Annotated in this window: 21 protein-coding genes; 12 read left to right on the top strand and 9 right to left on the bottom strand. The window is 31.3% G+C overall.

Annotated features, from left to right (window positions below):
* Position 1: 1 nt before the first annotated feature.
* Positions 2-4,831, bottom strand: coding sequence for a hypothetical protein (locus ACWVCY_RS10330; RefSeq protein WP_455142723.1), 4,830 nt, complete (start codon positions 4,829-4,831; stop codon positions 2-4).
* 282 nt (positions 4,832-5,113) lie between these two features.
* Between ACWVCY_RS10330 and ACWVCY_RS10325 the strand changes: the two genes are divergently transcribed.
* Positions 5,114-5,683, top strand: coding sequence for a hypothetical protein (locus ACWVCY_RS10325; protein WP_455142721.1), 570 nt, complete (start codon positions 5,114-5,116; stop codon positions 5,681-5,683).
* 11 nt (positions 5,684-5,694) lie between these two features.
* Here ACWVCY_RS10325 and ACWVCY_RS10320 read toward each other — a convergent pair whose 3' ends face one another.
* The 3 genes from ACWVCY_RS10320 to ACWVCY_RS10310 form a co-directional block, all read right to left on the bottom strand.
* Positions 5,695-6,168 (bottom strand): pyridoxamine 5'-phosphate oxidase family protein, encoded by a 474-nt coding sequence (locus tag ACWVCY_RS10320; protein ID WP_455142719.1) that lies wholly within the window; start codon positions 6,166-6,168, stop codon positions 5,695-5,697.
* A 43-nt stretch (positions 6,169-6,211) separates the two neighbouring features.
* On the bottom strand, positions 6,212-6,802 hold the full coding sequence (locus ACWVCY_RS10315; RefSeq protein ID WP_455142717.1) for a hypothetical protein: 591 nt from the start codon (positions 6,800-6,802) through the stop codon (positions 6,212-6,214).
* Between the two features lie 80 nt (positions 6,803-6,882).
* Positions 6,883-7,644: a hypothetical protein gene (locus tag ACWVCY_RS10310; RefSeq protein WP_455142715.1), complete on the bottom strand. Its 762-nt coding sequence runs from the start codon at positions 7,642-7,644 to the stop codon at positions 6,883-6,885.
* A 317-nt stretch (positions 7,645-7,961) separates the two neighbouring features.
* Here ACWVCY_RS10310 and ACWVCY_RS10305 point away from each other — a divergent pair, with 317 nt between their 5' ends.
* Positions 7,962-8,423, top strand: a complete 462-nt coding sequence (locus ACWVCY_RS10305) for a ferritin-like domain-containing protein (protein ID WP_455142713.1) — start codon at positions 7,962-7,964, stop codon at positions 8,421-8,423.
* Between the two features lie 10 nt (positions 8,424-8,433).
* Here the strand turns inward: ACWVCY_RS10305 and ACWVCY_RS10300 are convergent, their stop codons facing one another.
* Positions 8,434-9,036: a histidine phosphatase family protein gene (locus tag ACWVCY_RS10300; protein ID WP_455142711.1), complete on the bottom strand. Its 603-nt coding sequence runs from the start codon at positions 9,034-9,036 to the stop codon at positions 8,434-8,436.
* Between the two features lie 122 nt (positions 9,037-9,158).
* Here ACWVCY_RS10300 and ACWVCY_RS10295 point away from each other — a divergent pair, with 122 nt between their 5' ends.
* The 10 genes from ACWVCY_RS10295 (at position 9,159) to ACWVCY_RS10250 (ending at position 18,818) form a co-directional block, all read left to right on the top strand.
* On the top strand, positions 9,159-10,208 hold the full coding sequence (locus tag ACWVCY_RS10295; RefSeq protein WP_455142709.1) for a threonine aldolase family protein: 1,050 nt from the start codon (positions 9,159-9,161) through the stop codon (positions 10,206-10,208).
* Between the two features lie 66 nt (positions 10,209-10,274).
* Positions 10,275-10,439 carry a hypothetical protein gene (locus ACWVCY_RS10290; protein WP_455142707.1) on the top strand — a complete coding sequence of 55 codons (165 nt, stop codon included), beginning with the start codon at positions 10,275-10,277 and terminating at the stop codon, positions 10,437-10,439.
* A 93-nt stretch (positions 10,440-10,532) separates the two neighbouring features.
* The gene (locus tag ACWVCY_RS10285; protein ID WP_455142705.1) at positions 10,533-11,219 is read left to right on the top strand and encodes a cyclase family protein; all 687 of its coding nucleotides are present in this window, start codon (positions 10,533-10,535) and stop codon (positions 11,217-11,219) included.
* A gap of 73 nt (positions 11,220-11,292) precedes the next feature.
* Positions 11,293-12,651, top strand: a complete 1,359-nt coding sequence (gene nhaA / locus ACWVCY_RS10280; protein WP_455142703.1) for a Na+/H+ antiporter NhaA — start codon at positions 11,293-11,295, stop codon at positions 12,649-12,651.
* 76 nt (positions 12,652-12,727) lie between these two features.
* Positions 12,728-13,420: an HAD family hydrolase gene (locus ACWVCY_RS10275; RefSeq protein ID WP_455142701.1), complete on the top strand. Its 693-nt coding sequence runs from the start codon at positions 12,728-12,730 to the stop codon at positions 13,418-13,420.
* Positions 13,421-13,550: 130 nt separating this feature from the next.
* The gene (locus ACWVCY_RS10270; RefSeq protein ID WP_455142700.1) at positions 13,551-14,399 is read left to right on the top strand and encodes a M55 family metallopeptidase; all 849 of its coding nucleotides are present in this window, start codon (positions 13,551-13,553) and stop codon (positions 14,397-14,399) included.
* Positions 14,400-14,459: 60 nt separating this feature from the next.
* Positions 14,460-15,812 carry a class I SAM-dependent methyltransferase gene (locus tag ACWVCY_RS10265; protein WP_455142698.1) on the top strand — a complete coding sequence of 451 codons (1,353 nt, stop codon included), beginning with the start codon at positions 14,460-14,462 and terminating at the stop codon, positions 15,810-15,812.
* A 199-nt stretch (positions 15,813-16,011) separates the two neighbouring features.
* Complete coding sequence (locus ACWVCY_RS10260; RefSeq protein WP_455142696.1) at positions 16,012-16,500, top strand: DinB family protein; 489 nt, start codon at positions 16,012-16,014, stop codon at positions 16,498-16,500.
* A 270-nt stretch (positions 16,501-16,770) separates the two neighbouring features.
* Positions 16,771-18,288 carry an alpha/beta hydrolase gene (locus ACWVCY_RS10255; protein ID WP_455142694.1) on the top strand — a complete coding sequence of 506 codons (1,518 nt, stop codon included), beginning with the start codon at positions 16,771-16,773 and terminating at the stop codon, positions 18,286-18,288.
* A 197-nt stretch (positions 18,289-18,485) separates the two neighbouring features.
* Positions 18,486-18,818 (top strand): winged helix-turn-helix domain-containing protein, encoded by a 333-nt coding sequence (locus tag ACWVCY_RS10250; RefSeq protein WP_455142692.1) that lies wholly within the window; start codon positions 18,486-18,488, stop codon positions 18,816-18,818.
* 86 nt (positions 18,819-18,904) lie between these two features.
* Here the strand turns inward: ACWVCY_RS10250 and ACWVCY_RS10245 are convergent, their stop codons facing one another.
* From ACWVCY_RS10245 to ACWVCY_RS10230, 4 genes are all read right to left on the bottom strand, one after another.
* Positions 18,905-19,951: a hypothetical protein gene (locus ACWVCY_RS10245; protein ID WP_455142690.1), complete on the bottom strand. Its 1,047-nt coding sequence runs from the start codon at positions 19,949-19,951 to the stop codon at positions 18,905-18,907.
* Between the two features lie 648 nt (positions 19,952-20,599).
* The gene (locus ACWVCY_RS10240; protein ID WP_455142688.1) at positions 20,600-21,547 is read right to left on the bottom strand and encodes an RIO1 family regulatory kinase/ATPase domain-containing protein; all 948 of its coding nucleotides are present in this window, start codon (positions 21,545-21,547) and stop codon (positions 20,600-20,602) included.
* 534 nt (positions 21,548-22,081) lie between these two features.
* Entirely contained in the window at positions 22,082-22,453 is a 372-nt protein-coding gene (locus tag ACWVCY_RS10235) for a response regulator (protein ID WP_455142686.1), read from the bottom strand.
* 178 nt (positions 22,454-22,631) lie between these two features.
* Entirely contained in the window at positions 22,632-22,838 is a 207-nt protein-coding gene (locus tag ACWVCY_RS10230; RefSeq protein WP_455142684.1) for a hypothetical protein, read from the bottom strand.
* Between the last annotated feature and the right edge of the window lie 26 nt (positions 22,839-22,864).

Genomic DNA, 22,864 nt, shown 5'->3' with positions numbered 1-22,864 from the left:
TTTAAACACCAAATTTAGGTTCGTGAAGTAAGTTAACTAAAGGGGAAGCTCCTATCCAGAGAGCTTCATACATGAGCTCTTCAGAAGCATTTAGAGCCTTTTTACAAATAACAATTACTTCAGAGTATAAAAATTCTACTCCCATTAAAATTTGAAGATTTGCTAAATTTTTATCGTAAAAGGTTAATTGAGTTTTATTCTCTGATTTTAGGAGATTTGGCGAAGTACGGGTGACAATTATTCTTTTTAATAGATTCAATGCCTTCATGGATATAGGTGACGTTTCATGAGCTTTGATTTTAGCTTCATAAAATTTAATTTTTGCTGGATCAATTGAAAAGGGTGTTAAAAGGGTTAAGGGGAGATGAGAATTTATAATTCTTTTAATTTGAGGTTTCAATAGGCTATCATCAATTATCCCCAAATCCTTAAGAGGTAATTTTTCCTCAATTTCCCTGATAATCTTAGAGGCAATATTCCTTGCAAAAGCTGATGGTTTCTCCTTGAAGAAAATAAACATTCTATAATTTTGACTTGCACCAATTAAGATCTTTACTTGAGCTTGTTCGATGACACTAATTCGAACAAATTCGCTCCGTTCATGCTGAGGAACTTGTTGAAATTGATCTATAAAATCAGCCTGAAAAGAATCAAGAAAAGTATCGATGCTAACCGAAACACCTGAAAGTGTGGTGTTTAAGGATTCGTCTCGTTGATAAAGAACATTTGTCATATCAAAAATTGGAATTCCTGCAGCGCTAGTTACAAGAAGTGTGTAAATATTTAGTGGAATATTTAATTTTGTCTTTAACTCTTTTAATTTTGATTCTTGAGCTTGTTTCTTTCTCCGGTAGATATTTCCAGCTACGATTGCGCTAATAAAGATAAAGGCTGTTAAAGCGAAGACAATTAAGAGTAATAGCGGATCAATTCCACTTTCAATATTTGGAATAGGATATGTTGTAAAGTAACTTTGAGGGTTTTTATTTCCTGCTTTATCATATGCAATTAACTTAAATTGAAATTTACCCGAACCTGTAATTGGAATGACGATTGTATAATACGATTGGTTGATTTGAGTCAAACTATCTATCTTCCAGTCTTGGAGATTTCCTCCACTACCACCAGAGGTAAAATCATATACAATTGTGATGTTTTCAATCCCTGCTCCATCTTCAAAGACTCTAGCCCATATTAATATAGAATTATTGCCATAATTTGGATCGTAATCGAATCCAATGAATTTGGGAGCCCATTTATCTTCGACCACTATTATATCTTCAATTATATTAGGCAAATAATATTCATTTCTAACACCGTTATCTACAACTACTATTTCATATGTAATATTGCTTTGATAGCTTACATTATTCAGCTCAAAATAATAATGAGAATCATTGAATATCATTAATTCATGCGATACTATTATCTGGTCGTTTTTTGATGCATTAAGGTAAAGGTTTACGTCATCCTTTGAATTATTAACAATAGTCCAAATTCTAATTTGATTAGTTTCTGTTGGTGAATATTCGATTCCAAAATCTGTAATAATAGCTTGGTTAAATGGTAAAGTGACGAAATCCACCCAACCTGTTCGATTGGTTAACCCTACGCCATCAACAATAACGAGCTCAAAGGAGTAAGAGGTATTTGCGTTTCTTATTATACTAGACGAAGTTTTATAAAGATCTCCAAATTTAAGAAGAGTATAGTTAGAATAATGGCCTTCATAACTAATGTTTACAAAAACTGACGTTAATATTCCAAATGAATCAAAAGCCTCAATCCAGAAATCAAGATTCACATGAGTTCGGTTAAGATAAGATTGTTGAGGAATAATACTAAAATCATCATAATGGGGAGGAATTTTGTCTTCAATAGGAGCTCTTGAATATGGTGTTATATAGATATTGTTTGCTAGGTCTGAAGCTTCAATTTCAAAGAAAACAAAGGTCATTTGTGGTGTAAATCCCCCTCTTTCATAAACATAGATATTTTTCGTTCCATTATTCACTAAAGTTTCATAGAAAATAGAGCTACTTACATAAAGAATAATTCTTTGATTTACCAATCCACTACCATTCTCTAATATCTCTACCCATAATTTAAATATCCCCGTTTGATCAACAGTTCCATTATAATTTGTAATTTTGGGAGCAGAAAAGTCTAATATAGTAATATTTTTTGACCAAGACCCTTGATTTCCAGAAAAATCATTAACCCAAGCATATAAATAGACATTATCTAAATATGAGAAGTTTAAAGTATAAGAAAAATGACCATAATCGACATATGACATAATTACTGAGATCATCGGGTTCCCATTGACTGAATAGTTTAAGTAATATGTATTGTTTAAAGTATAGGGATATGGAAGTCCGAATGAATCTATAGCTCGAAGCTCGAGAATAATTTGACAATCGATACTTGTAGAATTGTGAATTTTTGAAGAATAAATGGAAGGATTAACCACATCCGTTAATATGATACTCTTGGCTTCATCTAGGGATGGTAGATATTTGTTATTAGAAGTGTCTGTTGCAGAAATTATAAACCAAATATTATTTTCAGAATATTCAAAAGTATCTATTCTTTTATGGAAAAAGGTACTATTGATTTTATCCATCGGTAGACTGATCCAAGAAAAAGGATAATTTGTAGTATAATTTAAAATAGAACTCGTTTGATTTTCTGGCCAGTCAACCACTTGGGAATAAAAATCTACAGTTCCATTCCCCCATTCCTTTGCCCAATAAATACCATAGGGTATAGTATTATCAGAAATAGGATAAGGACCATGTTTACTTCCTTGATTCAGATTACCTGCTAGATCGGTCGCTTGAATCCAGAAGGCTACTGAATCATTGTAATTAAATAGGTAGGAAAAGGAATAAAAAATTCCACCACCAGGATTCAACATGGAATAAGTTACATTTTCTCCATTTATTTCGAAAATAATTTTTACTTGACTGACGTTAACTTGAGACTGATAAATGTTCCAATCCTGTACTCGTGCAGAGAAATCTACAAAACCTTCCACATGAGAAGTAAATGTACTCATGATCTCCCAAATTTGAGGTGCTTGATTATCCCCAACTTGCATTAATTGAGATAAAGGATCAATAGTAAGCAATTTTGACCCGTTCTCATTTCCTAATGTATCAATGGCAGACCAAATCGTATAGTTAAGAACGAGATCGTAATTAAAATTCTTCTTTACTATCCAATAATTAGATTGATTTTTGAACATACTTAGAAAAGTATTATTTATTCGTAAAGTAACAGACTCAACCTCACCATCGTCAGTAACATTAGCCCAGAATAAGATAGTTCCGTTTTTAAAATCGTTTGCTCCATAAGAATGAATTTGAGGAGGATTGGGGTCTTCTAAATCAAATATTTCAACTGTTGAAACACGTGTATTTCCTGCCTCATCCGTAGCAATGATATTGTAGTAAATTTTTACATTTGTACCATCTAGAGTATCTAAGGCAGTATCATTAAAATAAGTAATACCTGTTTTAAGAACCATTGAAAAATTAGTATTTATGATAATATCATAGGGTGAAGTTTTATTTATTACTGTAATGTTAAGTAAGGCTTCTGAAATTGCGATAATATCAGTGATATCTGCATAAAACGAATATTCTGATGAATTGAACCATGTATTTAATATCTGTGGTGGTTCATTGTCCAAATACAAAGGGATCTGAATACTATAGGTGAAACTTGCAGTTCGTTGAAAAGTACGTTCAGAGACAATTGGTAACATTGTTAGTGAATCATTTATTGATTTTTGATATTCAACTATAATGTTATAATCATCAAAAGGTATATCTGTAAAAGTTACGGTGCCAGTAACAGTAGTATTAAGAGTCCAATAATTTGAATAATCAGTTGAATTAATTAATGTTACTTTAGCATTTTCTACGTTTTTTGAAGATTTATCCTTAACATTTACTGTAATTGAAGCGCTTCCAGGATCATCATCATATAAAATCCATTTTAACGACCTTTCCCAGAGATTCCATCCTGCCTGATTCAATAGATTTCCTTGGTGTGCACCCCAAAATACTCTTCGTTCAGGGGCAGGTTTTAATAACCAGTCATTTTCTCCCTTTTCTAAAGTAATTAATGAACGAAACCACTTATGATTTGCTAAAGATGAAGGTTTTGCTAAATCATTAACTTGACAACCAATAGGAACAGCATTAAAACCAAGTAAATATCCAAAATTCCCAGTTGTATTATAAATTTGAACTGATGATTGATCTGGTAAGCCATTAGTTATATAGTGAGAGGAATTTATCCCATAAAATGAATTTACTGAAGTAACAATCCCCCAATTTGATCCTAATTGAAATTCATTTTGTGTACCTGGTTCCATTGTTAATATTGGAATCGTACTAGCATTAAGATTGTTGACAACTCCTTCATCAATGATTGTTTGAGATATTACAATAGCATCAATCTCAGAAGGGTAAGTTTGATTTTGATCATCATGATAAGAAACTGAAAAGCTTAGGTTCACTGTCATATAATTGTAGAATGGTATATCCAGCTGTGGATGTGGATTATTTTTATCTTCAATAATAAAAAGGATTTTTGGGGTTTGAAATGAGTGTAAAATGAAATTTGGATCGGTATTCAACGAGTTAACATCAATAGCAGAGCTTTGGTTTGAAAGTTCTTCATTCTGTCCTTCAATGAAATTTAGAGATGGAAATAGGATATTATAATTAAAGGATGGAAGGATGACCAAACTGATAATCAAAGTGAAATTAAAGAGATCTTTGAAAACCCAATATTTCAAATGAAATAATAGTCTCACAGAAACAGCCCCAACGGAATTAATATTTATTTTGGAAGGATAAATTAAAAATCTTACCTAAAGATTTTTTTCTTACTAGCTTAATAAATCCTTATGGTAATTACAATGCTAAAGAGATAAAGTAATAAATCACTTCAGTTTGTGAGGAATAAACTCCCATCCCCCTCTAATGTCCGAGCAGAGACAATAGTTTTCCAATATTTTTAAAGGAATACTAGAAAACCATATTAAACAACCTATAAGTTAAATTATTTAAGTTAATCAGGAGCAATGTTCTGCAAGATGAGTTCTTTTAGCTTCTTTTCAAGAAAAAAGATTTCGATAACAGAATTCCCCAAATCACTGAATGTATTTCTTGAATCATACAATAGAGAATTACAAAAGTTAAAGATTAAACAAGAAGAATTAGAGAGAGAATTTGTTGAAGAATTAAATAAATCGCATTATGATACAAGTAGACAAGTTATAGAAAAAAAAAGAGAGCTATTAGGCAAAATATTAGATATAGAAGTTGTAATAGAATTTTTAGAAATAATCCAGCTTAATATGGACGAATTAGTAAAGATTTTATCAAATTCATCACAAAAAGAAGCCAAATTTCAGTCTTTTGTGAATGATATTTTTAATAAAAAGAAAATTCATTCCTTCCCAATAAGGAATTTAATTTTAAAGAAATTATCAAAAATCCTTGGGAGAGACTTGGAGATTAAAGGTTCTGAAGCAGGTGCTCTTTCTACACAAGAAAAAGCTATCTTAAATAATGAATCAAAGAGGACAATTGAAAGAAAGGAGAAGACTGATGAGATAGATAATATTATTGCTGAAGTTAAAGAGAGGATGAAAAAAAAATAGAAAACATTACATTAACCAATTGATCTCTTACCACTTAGTTTAGTTATTTTGATCTTACCAATGGTAACATTCTCTATCGACTGTTGTGTTAATTGTTGTTTTTTAACAATTTTTGGATCTTCTTCTAAACTGTCAATCAAAGCTTCCAAAGCTAATTTTTTTTCTGGAAAATCCTGGAGTATTTCTACTTCTCCTTTAAAGTGAACTGATTCATAATAATGATTGCATTTTCCTTGTTGATAACCGTGGTCTAATAAGGCTTGTCCCCAAACGTTATTATTTTCTCTGATATAATCTAGCTTTTTTCCTTCATTTGCACAATGAAAATAAATAAAATTTTGGTCACTATCATATCCATGAGTAATTGTTACTAAATATGGCACATTATTTTTACTCATTGCGAGGGTTATATACTTACATTTTTTGATTATCTTTTTACATTCAATTACATCTATTTCTTTTTCTTTTCTTCGAATAGCACGCATTATAACTCCTCATTTGACTTGAACAGAAAAAACCTAAATTTACTTAAGCGGTATCGGGCATCGAAATAATTCTCAAAACTTCTTGACCTGTTAGGAATTGCCTAGTGATAAATTCCAAGATCTGTCTAAATCCTTTGTAATCTTGCATATTAATAGCATAATAGAAGTTATATGGAGCATCCTCTATAATTTCAGGTTCAGTTAAAATTTTAGAGATGGATTCTTCAGTTCCATCTAGAACTTCAACAAAAGCTACAGGATGAGTTTCACTTGAGGCTAGTTTCCTGAAATTTTCATAAAAGGCTTTTGCAGCGACAAATTCATCATGATTATTTTTAGAAAAGAAGATAACTGCCCCGTATGTTTCATAATATCGTCTATTTAACTTGTCAGTGAAGAGATTGCTAACTGGTTGGATTAAAAATAATTTTACTTTCCGATTAGTGAAAGAATCGAGCTCATCTAACCGTAAACCAGCAATATTAACAGAAATGGAAGAAAAATATTGATAAGTACTTTTTTTAGGGTAAGTATTGACTAAATTTTCAAGTAAGAGGGTGACTTTATTATCTGGATGACTAAGAATAGCAATCTTTATTGTTAAGTCTTTTGATGAAGTATAAAATTCATCCAAAACAGTTTGTCCCTCATATCAAATATTACTTTTACTTTAATTAAATGTAAATCTTCCTTCATATAAAGCTAGTTGAATGGTTAACTAACTGACAATGCTTCGGGAAAAAGCAATGAGTTCTTAATTTCTTCAATTTCATTGTGAATAATGAATTTGCTTACATGATTTGGACTAGAAAAGCAGGCAATCCAATGTTGTCGAATCTTCAAACCATGAATTATAATTGATTGCAAATCAAAAGAACAAGTTACATTATCCTTTTTTTCACTCAGACTCAGATTGTCAATCTCACGAAAAATACGAATAATTTTATCTAAAGGAAAATCAATCGAATGATCAACTATACTGGTTAAAATGGGGTGAAAAAAATTTGTTTCAAAGACAACAAGGTTGGATATATTAGAATATTTTAATATTTCTAAGAGTTTATGCAATGTATTAAATTCTACCCCAATCATATCTTCATACATATTCTTAATGATTTTCCTAAATGATTCGAAAGTAGTACGATTGATCACTGATTCTATATGTAATTCGTAGGTAAACATTAATTCAAATTTTAAAACAATGCTCCGAAGAAAATTATGCAGCTTTGATTCATCCTCACCAGAAATCGTTAAGATACCAAAGGTAAGGATTCCTTCATAAAGAAGTAATTTATATCCAACTTGGTGTATGGCGGTGATTGTTTCCCCTTGGGTCTCCTTTAGAGTATTTAAGACAGCTGTGATTAAACTTGCCTGCATATCTTGATCGCTGTTCTCTTCAAGTCTTAAAGGATTAATGAATGAATGAGAGAAAACTAGTATACCTGCTTTGGTTATTATATCAAGACGGAACATTAGGAGTCCTTAGTAAAATTTTTTCCTATCACATGCAAAACACATGTTTTTAATATAACAAAATAATTGCATATATATATATACCAATTGTTTTATCACTTTGCTAGTTTAAATATCATTCCAAATAGAAAAAAAGGAGTAATAAAAGCGACATTTTTATCAAGACATCTAAAATATTAAGAATAAACATTTAAAAGCGTTATTATGCAAAAAGATAGTATTTTTATGATTTAAGAAAATAAATTAGGAAAATTTTCATGAAAATCATCACTAAATTGGAGTAGATGATTAACAAAATAATGAATGGAGTGATAAAATTGGAAAAACTGGAATTCTATCAAAATCAAATTATACTTGAAGAAAGTATTATGAAAGCGGCTACTGTTTCACTGACAGTAGTAGAAAATAAAGTAATTACAGAATTGATAAAAAGTATTACTATGGATTCCAAGAAGCATATTTCAATCCTTAATGCCCTAATTGCTTTAAACTCGGAAACAAGCGGGATTAAGATGATATCTGAAGAGATTAGAGACGAATTAAAGAAGAAAATAGATCATCATTTACAGCTTGAGAAGAAAGCAATTGATACATATCAGGAAATGTGGGAACAGCTGGAAAATGAGAAGGAGAAATTATTAATAAAAACAATACTCAATGATGAGATTCGTCATCATGAATTACTTTTGAAGATTTATCAATTTATTATACAGGATGTAACTCTAAAGGACGAAGATGTTTTCCAGATAATTTGGGACGATATTAAACCTGAATTTTAAGGTTAACCAATTAAAATTTATTTTCATTATAGCGAATGATCCTCCAAATGCCATCGTGGCTTTGTTCGAGTTCTTGGAGTTTACAATTTTCAAACCAAGTACCTTTAGGGGGTTCAAAGGGGATATTTAACTGCTTTATTATATGAAAAAGAACCCCTCCATGAGCTACTATTAATAAAGATGTATTAAAGGTATTTAAAGATTTAATCATATCAAGAAATGATTTTATTCTCAGCTTCATGTGATTAAGCGATTCCCCCTTTGGAATTATCATGTGAGGATTTTTAAAAAATTCCTGTAAGGGATCTTTTCCATTAACCTTCAATTCGGAAATATTTTTCCCAGCAAAAATGCCTAAATCAAGTTCCCTTAAATTAGAGGTAAATACAATGGGCATATGAAAAGTTGCATTAATAATTTTTGCAGTTTCAGAAGCACGAGTTAAATCAGAAGCATATATTTTAGAGAATTGAACTTTTTCATACATTAACCTCTTCACTAAATCAAACGTTTGTTTTCTGCCTTCTTCAGATAAAGGTGAATCCATGTGTCCTTGATATATTTGATTACGATTTGCTTCGCTTTCTCCATGTCTTGTTAATAGTAAACGCATAGTAAAAGAATCCTTTTAAAATTCTATTGTCTAAATTACTTTTATAACTCAATATAAAAAAGATAATTTATTATTAATTCTCAATCGCCTGATAAGGATTTTAGAATAAGGAAGGTTTTGTATTGAAAAAAGCAATAATAGATTTACGATCTGATACAGTAACCAAACCAAGTCCCCAAATGTGGGAAATGATCAAAACTATGACGAATGACCAACTTGGTGATGATGTTTATCAGGAAGATCCAACGGTAAATGCACTAGAAGAAAAATCCGCAAAAATTTTTGAAAAAGAGGCTGCTTTATTGTGTACTTCAGGGACTCAAGCCAATCTTTTATCATTACTTGCTCAAACTACTCCTGGTGATGAAGTGTTATTTGAAACACGAAGTCATATGGCACTTTATGAAGTTGGGAGTGCATCTCGGATTGCAGGACTATCCCCATGGTTATATCAAAGTAATCATGGGATCCCAGATGTTGAGGCTTTGAAAAAGTTGATACGGGATCGAGAAGATATTCATCAGCCACCCACTACCTTAATAGCTATTGAAAATACTCATAATTGGTATGGAGGGAAAACAATTACTCCAGAAACCTTAAAACTACTTAGAGAGTTTTCTGATGCTCATTTTTTGAAGTTTCATATGGATGGTGCTCGAATATTCAATGCTGCATTAGCTTTAAATCGTCCTATTACTGACTTTTCTCAATATATTGATAGTTTAATGTTTTGCTTTAGTAAAGGTTTATCTTGCCCTATAGGATCAATGCTTGTAGGATCAAGGAAATTTATTAGTAAAGCACGTAAATTTAGAAAAATGTTAGGTGGTGGGATGAGACAAGCAGGGATTATAGCGATTTTTGGATTAGTAGCCTTAGAAAAGCCATGGATTGATAGATTAAAAGAGGATCATACGAATGCACAATTACTCGCAAGGCTTTTAAACGAGCAACAAGATGTATTTCAAGTTGAGATCCCTGATACAAATATACTCCTTGTGAATTTTCCAAGAAAAACTCCAATGAGTCAAATAATGAACCAACTGGCAGAAAATGGTGTATTAGCCTTAAATATAGACAATCAAATTCGCTTTGTTACACATTACGGCATCAATTCGGAGGATGTAATCAAAGTAAGCCATATTATTTCTGATATCATTCAAACATTATAGAACTATTTACTTCATCTACCTTTATCTAAAATATTAAGAGAAGAAGTTATAGAAAAAAATCTTGTTATGAGTCAAATAAAAACAGCTGGGATACTTATTAGTCTCCTCATGTTATTTTCTGGATTTATTCTATTGATTTTAAACCCTTCATCCCAATTTGGTGATATTTCTCTCTTTTTTGGATTAAGTCTTTCAATCTTGGTTAGTAACGCACTTCAAAGAGACCTCTAAAAAACTCAAAAAAATGAGTTCCTTAGTACCACTAAATTTTCTCAAGGACTACTTCGAATTCAAATTTTCAATCCTGAGAATAGAGTTAGTTGAATGAAAGAAGATAAATTGATTGAATTTTTTCTCGTTCTTATGTTCCCTCTAGACATTACACAGACAATTAATGAGCAAATAGGTTTATATCCAGGAGATCCCCCCTTTAAACAGGAATTTCATCTTAAACTGCCTCAAAATGAAGTAAATCTCTCTAGTATTTCAATGGGGGTTCATACAGGAACCCATGTAGATGTTCCATTTCATTTTTTTGAAACGGGGAAAAAAATTACCGATATTCCCTTGTCAAAATTTCAAGGAATGTCTTTAGTCATTGAGATGGTAGAGAGCCCTGTTGGGGAGGGGATAAGTTCTCATCACCTTGAACAATATGATATTAAACCAAATGATATAATATTAATAAAAACTAAAAATTCTCTTTTTCCATCTATTGTCTCGGAACATAAAGAACTTTTTTTGACTAAAAATGGCGCAGAATTTTTGATAGAAAAGAAAATTAAAGCAATAGGAATAGATTGTTTAAGCATTGGAGATAGTAACATCCATAAGTTATTATTAAAGAAGGAAATTTTTATTTATGAAAGCCTAGATTTACATCAAATAGTTCCTAACCGGTACTTATTTTTTGGATTCCCTTTGAAACTAGAAGGAGCTGAAGGCGCGCCAGTTCGAGCAGTTCTGTTTCAACCTTTAGAAGATACTTCCAAAGTGAGCTTAAATTTGTAAATCTGCTTTTCACAAATTTTTTCACTGAACATCTTTAAAATAAAAATGAAAGTACAAAATGAAGGAGAAATTTATGGCAACTAAAACCAAAATGACAGAAGAAAATTTATCTGATCGTATTATAAGACCAATTAAAGTCTTTATGAAAACAGAACAATTTAGCGGATTGATTTTAATTTTTTGTACCTTAAGTGCCTTGATACTGACAAATTTCATCCTATTTGAAACATATAATGAGTTTTGGACAACAAATGTAACAATTAGATTTGGTGATTTTGGACTCAGTAAGAAATTTTCTTTATGGATAAATGATGGATTAATGGCAATTTTTTTCTTTGTGATAGGTTTAGAAATCAAACGAGAGATAATAACAGGAGAATTGAACACTTTAAGAAAGGCTTCATTACCGATCATAGCAGCCTTAGGGGGAATGATCGTCCCTGCAACAATTTATATATTCTTTAACTTCAGCTCTCCTGAAAGTATCTCAGGATGGGGAATTCCAATGGCTACAGACATTGCTTTCACCTTAGGGATCCTTGCTCTTTTGGGAAAACGAGCTCCTTTCCCTTTAAAAGTTTTTATAACAGGAGTTGCAATAATTGACGACATTGGGGCTGTGATAGTTATTGCCATCTTTTATTCTTCAAATATTAACTGGTTCAATCTTATACTAGCTTTTGTTATTTTTCTCATTCTTATTCTATTTAACAGACTTAATCAATATAATCCCCTCCTTTATCTCCTAGGTGGAATCGCCCTTTGGTTCGTTATTCTCCAATCTGGCATTCATGCAACAATAGCAGGGGTTCTACTTGCTTTCGCAGTTCCTGCAAAAAATAAAATTAACGCTGATAGATTTGTTGTAGAAAGTCAGCTCATGATTGAGGAATTTCAATCATCAGGGAAATGTGGCTCGGGAGTTCTTTTAAATCAAAAGCAGCAAAACGCAATTAAGGCACTTGAAACTGCGTGTCAAAAGGTTGAAGCTCCTCTTCAAAGATTTGAACGTAGTTTACATTATTGGGTTGCTTATGCCATTATCCCTATCTTTATTTTAGCTAATGCTGGGGTTTTGCTAGAAGAAGTTCCATTAACTATCCATCCACTAGAACTTGGTATATTCTTTGGATTGGTTATTGGCAAACCACTTGGAATAAGTGTAGCCACATGGATTGCAGTGAGACTGAGGATTACCTCCTTACCGACGGGAATAACTTGGCAGCATATAATCGGTGTGGCAATGCTTGCAGGAATTGGATTTACAATGGCTTTATTTATAGGAAGTCTTGCAATAATAGATACTGTTCTTTTAACAATGCAGAAATTCACTACTTTGATTGCATCTTTTGCAGCTGCAATTCTCGGAATTATCATATTAAGTCGAATTGAACCAATTGAAATAGATTTAGAAGAGTTTGAATGTCAATGAACATACAGAGATTATTATAAACGTTGAAAAAAGCGCGACATTTCTTTTTCATTAAATAAAGAATGAGGAACTAGATATGATTAAAGGAATCATCTTTGATATCGATGGTACTTTATTAAACCATGAGCAGGCAATTAAAAGAGCTCTTGAAGATATCTATTCATTGGTGAAGTCTAAAATCCCTCAATCAACCTTTGATGAATTTTTTTTAATTTGGAAAACTAAAACAGATCAATACATGAATGAATATTTGGATGGAAACATTACATTTGAGCAACAACGAATCTTGCGGGTTCAAAGTGTCTTTAATAAATGGGATCAAACTCTTTCATCTGATCAAGCAATGGAAATATTCACCCAATATCTTGTTAAATATGAGGAGAATTGGATATTGTATGAGGATGTCTTGCCATGTCTTACAATGCTTGAAAAGTTCCCTCTAGGGATTGTCTCTGATGGTGAAGGATTTCAACAAAGACAAAAATTAGCAGTAACTAATATAGAATCCTTTTTCCGATCTATAATTATTTCTGGGGAGGTTGGTCTAAGAAAACCTAATCCCAATCTCTTTAAAAAATGTGCAAATGAATTAAATCTCTCACTTGAAGAGCTAGTATATGTTGGTGATCAATTAGAGATTGATGCTCTTGGTGCTTTTAATTCAGGGATGCATGGTGTATTAATAGATCGTACAGGCCAAGTTTTTGAGGAAAATAAAATAAGAATTATCACAAACCTTAATCAGCTTCTAAGATTCATTGAAAAATAGATCTATTGGCTATTCTTCATCAGTAGATAGATTATTCAGGATTTGAAATTCCGAAAAAATCCTTTAAATTGCATTTCATCAAATTGTACAATATTCAAATAAAAATAGATTTAAATTAGGAATGATAAATATGAAAGCATTTATTTCTGTTGACTTAGAGGGCATGCCTTTTGTTGTCATCCCAGGGCATTTAAGTTTAAAGGGAGTTATGTATAACGAAACAAGAAAAATTGCCACACGAATCACATTAACCGTGATTGATGAGCTAAATAAAGCTGGGTTCAATGAGATTGTTGTTGCTGATAGTCATGGACCAATGGTTAATCTTCATATAGACGAATTACCTGAGTATGTGGACATCATTCGTGGTTTTCCTCGCCCAACAGCAATGATTGCAGGGATTGAAGGATGTGACGTTGCCTTATTTTTAGGCTATCATGCAAAATTTGGTACATCTCATTCTACATTTGATCATACATATAGTGGAGCAACTATTAGACGCCTAGAAATGAATGGAATCGAATTAAGCGAGTTTTTGCTTAATTCATTTGCAGCTGGTGACTATAATGTCCCAACAATCTTGGTTGCAGGTGATGCTAAACTTCTTTCAGATGACATAAAAAAATTCACTCCTTGGGTTGAAACAGTCACTCTAAAGCAATCGATAACACGATTATCAGCTAGGAGCTCTAGCATGGTTAAAATCGAATCAAATTTAAGAGAAGCAGTAAAAAAATCAGTTCATAATTTTAATGAAAAGCAAATCAAGCCTTTAAAAATGAATTCTCCCATCAATACAGTGATTTCATTTCTTGCAAGTCATTTTGCAGATGTTGCAGAGATGCTTCCTCTCATAGAAAGAACTGACGGATTAACTGTTAATTATAATGCTAACAATGTGATTGACTCTTATAAAATATTTGAATTTTTGGTTCTAGCTGCTTCTGGTTTGACACGAATTATGGAAAGGACTCAATAACCTTAAAAGAGTTGAAAAAAAGCCTAGGGTTTTCAGAGAGATACCTGCGGGTTAATCAAGATGGAAAAACATATCATAGCATTTACTCGTAGATTAATTAAACAAACTATACCAGATGTCGAAAAAATAGTTGAAATCTTTAATAAGGATCCTGAACATGGATTTGATGTTTATTTAGATTTTATTAAAAAAATAAAACCTTCTATTGAGAAAATAATATTAGAAGGACTACGAGATCCTATTGATGTAGGATATATATCATCTCGTTTATTAAGAGATCCTTTAGAAGCAGGAATAGATATAGAAGATAAGAATTTATCATTAGAGGAAGTTGAAGGGCATATAGTTGGATATCTTAAAGCTATTCTGCAGCTCCTTTACTGTGGGTCAAAAGGATTAGAAGGATGGCAATATCCAGGATCATCTATGCATAAAAAAGCCGTAGAAACTCAGTACATCTGGAAGATCAATATTTTGCCTTCATTCCTAGAGATCATTGAGAAAGAGGTAGCTGAAATCGAATTAAAAAAGAATCATTTGGATGACGAACTAAAAAAAACAGTAAAAGAAGGAAAAAGGAGGGAGATTTCAAAATCAATGGATATAGGAGATTATGAATATTTATATGGAGAAGAAGATGGAATTAAAACAGACATTCCATTTACAGCTCGTCTTATGGCCTATTATCGAGCACAAGAGTCTAAAAGTGATGCTCCTTTATTTATTGATTCTTTTGCAAAAGAATTAGCAGGTGATTTTTCTTCTTATGCTGAAAAACATAAATTTACAGTTAAAAGAGGTGATTATCCACTAGTACGATCGTATTTCATTGAAAAGAATTTGCTAACTGCTTGGTGTAATCAAAAAGAGACACAGATCGTCCTTTTAGGAGCTGGTTTAGATAGTCGTGCTTATAGATTTTTACCTCTGAAAACAAATAACCATATAGTATTCGAAATCGACCTTGATGCTATTATAAAATATAAAGAAAAGATCCTCCATAATAAAAAGCCATTATGTAAGGTAACTAGAGTTGCTATTGATCTATCACAACCAAGCTGGGAATCCTATTTGATACAAAATGGATATTCTTTAGAAATTCCTACTTTTTGGATTTTAGAAGGATTAGTATATTATATAGACCAAAAACTAATAATCACTTTGCTTAGAAAAATGGCTGCTATCAGTCATTGTAAAAGTAAAATTTTTATGGATATTTGTGTTCCAGCTCTAGCTGGTCTTGTATTTGGCCCTTTTACACGGCATTTTAAATGGGGTTTAGAAAAAAGGAATGTTCCTTCCTTCTTTACAGAAACAGGGTGGAGTGTGACTTGTTCCTATGCTGATGATTACAATGAAGGAAGGGATATAGGTCAGAGAGGGTTAATATTTGTGTATGGGTATCTTCTATGAAAAATTTCTTATTTAATCGAAATTTGTATGGTGTTACTAGTACTAATTTATTATGATAACTTATTTATGGATTACTCGGTAGATATATTTCTGAAACTACTATTGATTCAGATAAAACATATGTTAGATTAGTGTTTGTTGTCTCTAACATGATCAAATTTAGACCAAGCTAAATCAATAAAAAGGATAGGATTTCATTTTGAATAAACAACAGTGTATCCAATTCTATATTGATAATCATAAAAAATTATTTAATGTTGTTAATAGACTAAAAAGAAGTCAGATGGACGAAAACCTAGGGAGCTGGACTGTAAAAGATATTTTGGCACACATCTCTGCTTGGAATTTTGAACTTATCAATGCCATTGACAGTATTTCAAATGATGAGAAACCATGGTTTATTGATGAAGAGAAGTTAAACGAAAGAGAATTTAATAAGCTAGAAACACAAAAAAGAAGACAATGGACAATCGATGAAATTATGGAAGAATGGCAAGAATCCTTCGATGAATTAATTACTAAAATTAAAGACCTATCAAGCTCAGAATGGGATTATCAAACAAATTTTGTCTGGAAAGGCACATCTATTCCAGTCTCTATTCCATCATTACTCAGCTACACATATAAGGGAGATGGACATGAAGGGGGTCATGCAGTTCAAATCGAGAACTATTTCAAGAAAAAATGACAAATAATGATTTTTTTTACCAAAAAGTTCGGATCATGAGAATTATATAAAAATCCTATACTTTAGATTTGTTGTCTTCAGAAAAGGAATATTATTTTACTATTTTTAGACTATAAAATATTAATTCAAAAAATAATTAAGTGTTTTGATAAAGTTTAGCACCCTATGGAAATTTTCTGGTTTAATTAGTACTTTTATCTTATTCAAAAGATCTGCCTCTGTCTAAAAACTAATATTTTTTCAAATTAATTCTCTTTTTAGGTGAAATTTTTGCCAAAATATAATTGCTTGTTTCTGATAATTGCATTCTTAATCTCTTTAAATACAATTATAATGACTCCAAACCTAATTCAAGTAGTAAAAACTGAGAATGACAATAAAGTTGATAATATTGTAAAAAAAACTTCTGAACTTAATACCAACCAATTTTTCTCTAGTTTTTATGATTTTCTGGTACAATATCACAATTCAACGGAATCAGAAAAAGCTACAGTTATAGATTACTATATTACATGGCAAGAAACTGATGGTGGTGGTTTTCCAGCGATTCAAAATGATTCTCATGTTGTATTCATCTATTATAATTCAACCACATCAATTGAATCATGTGCGATATTAGGAGACTTTACTGCCTATAATGCAATTAATATGACCAAATTGGATGATAATTTTTCTTTTTTCTATTATGCACTCTCTAGCAATTTTTTTCAGTTTCCTCACACATCATTCGAATTTATTATTGAACCTGCGACTCGAATTGATTATTTCTTCATAATTAATGGAGAAGATGAATGGCGAATAGATCCCCGTAATCCTAATCAGACCCCTTATACTTTTGGTAAAAATGCTTCTGAACTAGCAATGCCTAAGTTTATACAACCACTTGATATTATTCATAGACCAGATATCCCACATGGTACTCTCACAACTCTTCAAACACCTTGGAACAACCCGATTGTACAAGTATACCTTCCTCCAAACTATGATCAGCTAGGTAACTACCCCACTATGTACACCGGGGATGGTTCTTATTATATTCAATTGATGTCAGCCACGGACATTTTAGATAATATGATAGCAGATCAAAGAATCGAGCCTATAATAGCAATCTTTATAGACCATAAAGATGCTGATCCCAATAATCCAAATGACATTTATTCTCGTATCAACTGGTATAATTGTAATGCAGAATATTTAACATTTTTAGATGGCTTAGTAGCGTTTATAGATGCAAATTATGCTACAAACCCTTCGCCATATGCTCGATTGCATTTGGGGTTTTCAATCAGTGCTCTAGCCTCAGCATATGTTGTCCTAGAACTTTCTAACACATTTAAGCTATTAGCTTCACAATCAGGGAGTTATTCAAGAGGAGAAACTACATTTGGGATAATGTCAAAATATGCACAGACCCCTATCTCTATGGATCTGAAAACATGGTTTTCAGTTGGCTTATATGAAAATAATAATAATTTCAAGGTGCCAATGGTAGAGGATACAAAAAATATGGTTTCAATTTGTAATGCAAAAGGATGGTCTACAACAGCTGTTTATAATCCAGAATGTCACAGTTTTGGTGCTTGGCGGCATATCTTAGATGATATGCTGGAATATTTCTTCTCTGAACCGATAACTGAAACAATGCCTACTAGTTCACAAACACAAACAAGTTTTCAAACCAAAACAACAACTGCATTAACTGATCAAGAGATAACGAATATACCTTTCATAATTATTTTATGTTCACTAATGATTCTCATAGCTTCTCGTAAAAGAAAATCAATGTAATTCTAAGAAACCATCCATCCTTATAGCAATGAGAAAAAGACTAAAGATGATAATTGCTTCAGCAATTACCATCATGAATAAGAGTTCAGAATATCATTCTATTATCTAATTTAAATTTATCTCAACATGAATTCCAATTGAAGGAATTATTGAATTATATTTTTCCCTTAAGGAAATGTAAAAAGGATTATTTGTGAATGACCAATTCCTTTTATGATAAATCTAAGGAATCAGGTAAAGAGGTAGTAATACCTGAAAAGAAAGAATTAAGAGACCCATCGGTTATTCCAGTTTTATTTCATGAAAAAAAGCAAGAAATACTTTATTTATTACGTGAAAAAGAATTAAATATAATGGATTTAAAAGAAAAAACTCAACTTAATCCCAGGACAATAAAAACACATCTTGATGATTTGATTGCCAAGGATTTAGCATTACTTTCCCGAAAAGTAAAAAATGAATATGGAATAGTCCTCAAATATTACCGAGCTACAGCTAAATCATTTATACTTAACATTAAATGGCCTTAAAATTTCACTCTGTTATTAACAAAAAATAAGTAATCAAATGAGAGATCCGAGAAGATTTTTTAGAAATATCCTAATTCAAGTGATATTTATGAGTCCTGAAATACCAGTTCGCAGTAATTCTTTAGCACAAAACATGCTCTGAAAGTTAACCATCTAGAGGGAGACTTTTGGGGTTCTATTTCAACTAACATTGGATTTCTAAACGCAATCTGGTTTATCCAGTAGCCTGAGGGATCCATAGACTTGATTACATGGTTAAGAGCCTCTTCAAACTCTTTATGATAGAGAACTTTGCTCATTGAAAGCCAGTATAATGTTTCTAGAGCATCTGAGGAATAAGATTGAGGAAAACCGAATTTCAACCAACTCTTTTTAATTTCCTTTTTCTTTAGCTTTTCAGGATTTAATAAAAATTTTTGTCTTATTCTTCTAATCTCCTCGCTTTTCTTTCCTTTAATTAAATTATAATACTCTTTGGAACCATTAGGTATATATCTGAATATTTTGTTATCTAATATTTTTTTCACAATAATGTTCATTGCCTGTTGAATATTAGAATGCATATTGTTATGCTTTAGTGATGCATACATTGCCAAGACTTTTGTAAGAGCCATCTGACAATCGGGTAAAATAGTATATAACGGATCAGGAGCACAGAATGCACCTTGATTTTCAAGGATGTGATTGGTTATGAAAGAAATTCCCTTTTGGGTTCTTTCGTCATTAATTCCAAAATGAATGAGTGATCGAATTATATTCGCAGTCAAACAGATCAATTGAAATTTGGAACCAATTTTATGGGTAAATCCTCCTTCAGGGAGCTGATAGGATAGAATATTAATACATGCATTATGGATTAGATCATTTGGGTTCGCATTCAAATCACAAAGAAAGATTAATTGCCAATAATCACCTGTATATTTCTTATAAGGATCTTTCTGGTTACTCCAAGTTCCGTTTGGTTTAATCAATGAGATTAGCTTTTTGATAGGTGGATATTCGTTTACTTCATCAATCTCATTCTTTGAAAGGGACTTATCTTGTATGAATTTTTTCGTCAAATTTCTTATAGGAGGATTATTCTCTTCTAATAACCAATTTAAAGTTTTAATAGGTAATTGAATAGCTTTCACAAATCTACCTCGGTGTCTTTTTCTTTAGTTTTATTCAATTATTATCTCATAGTGAGGATATAAATGTTTATGATAATAAAAGTGAAATAATCTTATGAATATTGTCGTATAAACCATTCGAGACTAAATCGATAATTAAATTTTTGCCATAAAAGAGAGATTGGGATAAATAAAAGTGCATAAAATGTAGCAAGTATTAAAAAAAGACTTTTTGAAGGAACGAGAGTAGGATTTAGAACAAAAATAACAGGATGAACAAAAAAAATTGTTAAAGAAAGATTACTTAGTAATTGAAGGGGTACTACTATCTGTTTTACTATAAAAAAATTTCCCCAAGTTCCAAAATCAATGAAAAATAAAAGAATACATAATAAAAATAAAATCGTACCACTAGATATGAATATATGTAGATAAGTGGAAGGTTTTACTAGAGCTGGGGAAGAATAGCATTAAAAGGAAAGAGAAAATAATCCAATACAAAGGAGTATGAATGATAATCCTCCTAAAATTAACATTATTAATGTATTTGGTTATATCTGCATAATCATTGTTATAAGGAGAGTTCTCATTTAAAAGAGGAGTCATATTTTGTTTTTCAAGTAAATATTGAAGATTATTTATTTTATTTTGATTGAGTTAAGATCACCCCTAGTGTTTTGGCTTTTGTCTTGATCTTCTAGACCTTTGAAAAACCATCATATCACGATAGGATTGTTTTCCATTAAGAACCTCAGTAGAAAGCATTTCTCCTGGGTAAATTTCCATAGTTTTTTCTTCCAGAAAATTCTTGAGTCTTGGTGGTAATTCTTTTACTATGGATTCTAAGACCTCTTCAGTATTAAAAAATACTTTATACCTTCTTTGAAAATATTTATTAAGGTTTATCAGGTCTGTTTTAAGAAGGTCTACTGCTCGGTCTATTCTAATGCGAATTGGGGTATTAATAAATGTTTTTTGATTGTACTGAACCGATTGGGAGACATCCATCGTAATCAACTGCTCTCCGACCATTAAATTATGTTCACTATAATCTCCATGAATAAATTGAGCTTTAAGAAAAAGATCTGCTAAAATATCCACAGCATCATATAGTGTCTCTGTAGGGTCAGCTATAGTAATATCCCGTATTAGAGGGGCTGGTTTTTCTTCATTAATTTTATCAGAAATGAATTTCATAAGTAAGATATTATCTTTCAGCTTTATTGGTTGCGGGACAGGAATTCCTTTCTCATACATTTCTTTAAGGTTCCAATATTCTTGTTTTGCTGCGATTGATGCCATATCTTCAGGAAAAAGATGAATTGTTCCTTTTAAACGTTTTTTGATAGTACTAGTGAAGAATCTAAAAACTTTTGCGCAAACAAACTGTTCCTGTGTATCAATTGCAAGTAAAACCGTAGCTTCTTTTCCCGCTCCTATAATAGAGCGGATTTTAGAAATCTCTGGGATAGCTAAGAGTTGTTGTTTGGCTTCAACGATTCGTATCTCACGAATTTCACGTTTTTTCGTTATCTTGTGAAATTTTTCTTCTTCGCGGTCCTTTTCTCGTTTTCCGAACCGATCATAACCCAATCGCTGGTTTTTATCAATACTCAATTTTAATCTAAATTTCCTTTATATTCTTTCTACCTGTTAATTTGTGCATTAATAACATTTTTAAAGAATTATACAATTATAATCTTAATTTAATACAAAATTAATGCTTTAATTTAAAAATTTTTTGGTTTGAATCGTTCTTAGTTAATTATATAGAGTCTCCAGTGCTAAAACATGTATTATTATCCAAATAGCAGAGACTGTGAGATAAATGTCATAAACAAGCTCACATCATCAGTCTAGAGACAAATTCTCTGAAATTTCAACGCGAAGTCTTTTATGGTTTCAAAAAGGTAGAAACAGGATGTTTAACTTAATGCTTAAAATAATTGATTTAAGGTGTAACTACCAATGTAAACCAAAGTCCATCGTTTTGTTCTTCTATTATCTTTATAATCCAGCATTGATGAATTACACCTCCTTTTGAGCTTGTCATAGTTTTATAATTGCTTACAAAGCGCTAAAACCTAGATAAATACCTTAAAAAAATCCACTGGACTATGATTAAAAGTCTATTTATAATGGTATCTAGAACTACTTTGAGACAGCTTGTTTTATTGTATTGTTTAAAAATTCTAAGTCAGTTGGTTTCTCTAAAAAAGAAATAATACCTGCTTTGAATGCCTTTTCTTTAATACTACTATCAGCACTCACGAAGATGATTTTCAGATCTGATTTAAGGGAAAGGAGTTCTTTAGTAACCTCTAATCCATCTTTTTTTGGCATTCGGTAATCTATTAATATAATATCCGGATAAAAGGATGTAATTAATAGATTTTTAAAAACTTGAATCGCTTCTTCTCCATCAAAGGCCTTTGCAATTACTTTATGTCCATTTAATCCAAGGAATTCTTGAAATAGAAAAACAATGCTTTCATCATCATCAATTATGAAAACGTTAACCATAAAAAGTCCCAGATATTAATAGAAAAGAGTTCAGGTTGATAATAGATATTAAAAATAAAAAACTTTTCAAATTGGCAGACTAATTCGATCAATCACTTTTTTGATATGTCTCAAATCACAGGAATATCTAATAATTTAAAAAGGGAATTTACTCCATTAAATATCCTATTGCCTATTATTATCGCCGAAAAAACCGCATAATAGGAATAAGAACGGCAAAAATAATTAATAGAAATAGTATAAATACTGAAATAATGGGATAATCAGGTGAGGAATCTATGATACCATTTTCATTATTTAAAACAAGCGAAAAAGCTAAAAAAACCATTAAACCTAGGACAATTGTAGTTGAAAAGACAATTATCATCATCCAGCGTTTTTCCAAAAATATTACCTCGTTAGAATATATTT

This window comes from Candidatus Hodarchaeum mangrovi, from assembly GCF_975850365.1.
Note: the sequence above shows the minus strand (reverse complement) of the source record. Positions and strands in the feature narration are given on the sequence as shown.

Coding starts and splice junctions, on each gene's coding strand:
- ACWVCY_RS10265 (WP_455142698.1), top strand. CDS start 14,460: ATGGAAAAACATATCATAGCATTTACTCGTAGATTAATTAAACAAACT.
- ACWVCY_RS10325 (WP_455142721.1), top strand. CDS start 5,114: ATGAGTTCTTTTAGCTTCTTTTCAAGAAAAAAGATTTCGATAACAGAA.
- ACWVCY_RS10235 (WP_455142686.1), bottom strand. CDS start 22,453: ATGGTTAACGTTTTCATAATTGATGATGATGAAAGCATTGTTTTTCTA.
- ACWVCY_RS10290 (WP_455142707.1), top strand. CDS start 10,275: ATGAGTCAAATAAAAACAGCTGGGATACTTATTAGTCTCCTCATGTTA.
- ACWVCY_RS10310 (WP_455142715.1), bottom strand. CDS start 7,644: ATGTTCCGTCTTGATATAATAACCAAAGCAGGTATACTAGTTTTCTCT.
- ACWVCY_RS10300 (WP_455142711.1), bottom strand. CDS start 9,036: ATGCGTTTACTATTAACAAGACATGGAGAAAGCGAAGCAAATCGTAAT.
- ACWVCY_RS10270 (WP_455142700.1), top strand. CDS start 13,551: ATGAAAGCATTTATTTCTGTTGACTTAGAGGGCATGCCTTTTGTTGTC.
- ACWVCY_RS10320 (WP_455142719.1), bottom strand. CDS start 6,168: ATGCGTGCTATTCGAAGAAAAGAAAAAGAAATAGATGTAATTGAATGT.
- ACWVCY_RS10285 (WP_455142705.1), top strand. CDS start 10,533: ATGAAAGAAGATAAATTGATTGAATTTTTTCTCGTTCTTATGTTCCCT.
- ACWVCY_RS10250 (WP_455142692.1), top strand. CDS start 18,486: ATGACCAATTCCTTTTATGATAAATCTAAGGAATCAGGTAAAGAGGTA.
- ACWVCY_RS10275 (WP_455142701.1), top strand. CDS start 12,728: ATGATTAAAGGAATCATCTTTGATATCGATGGTACTTTATTAAACCAT.
- nhaA (WP_455142703.1), top strand. CDS start 11,293: ATGGCAACTAAAACCAAAATGACAGAAGAAAATTTATCTGATCGTATT.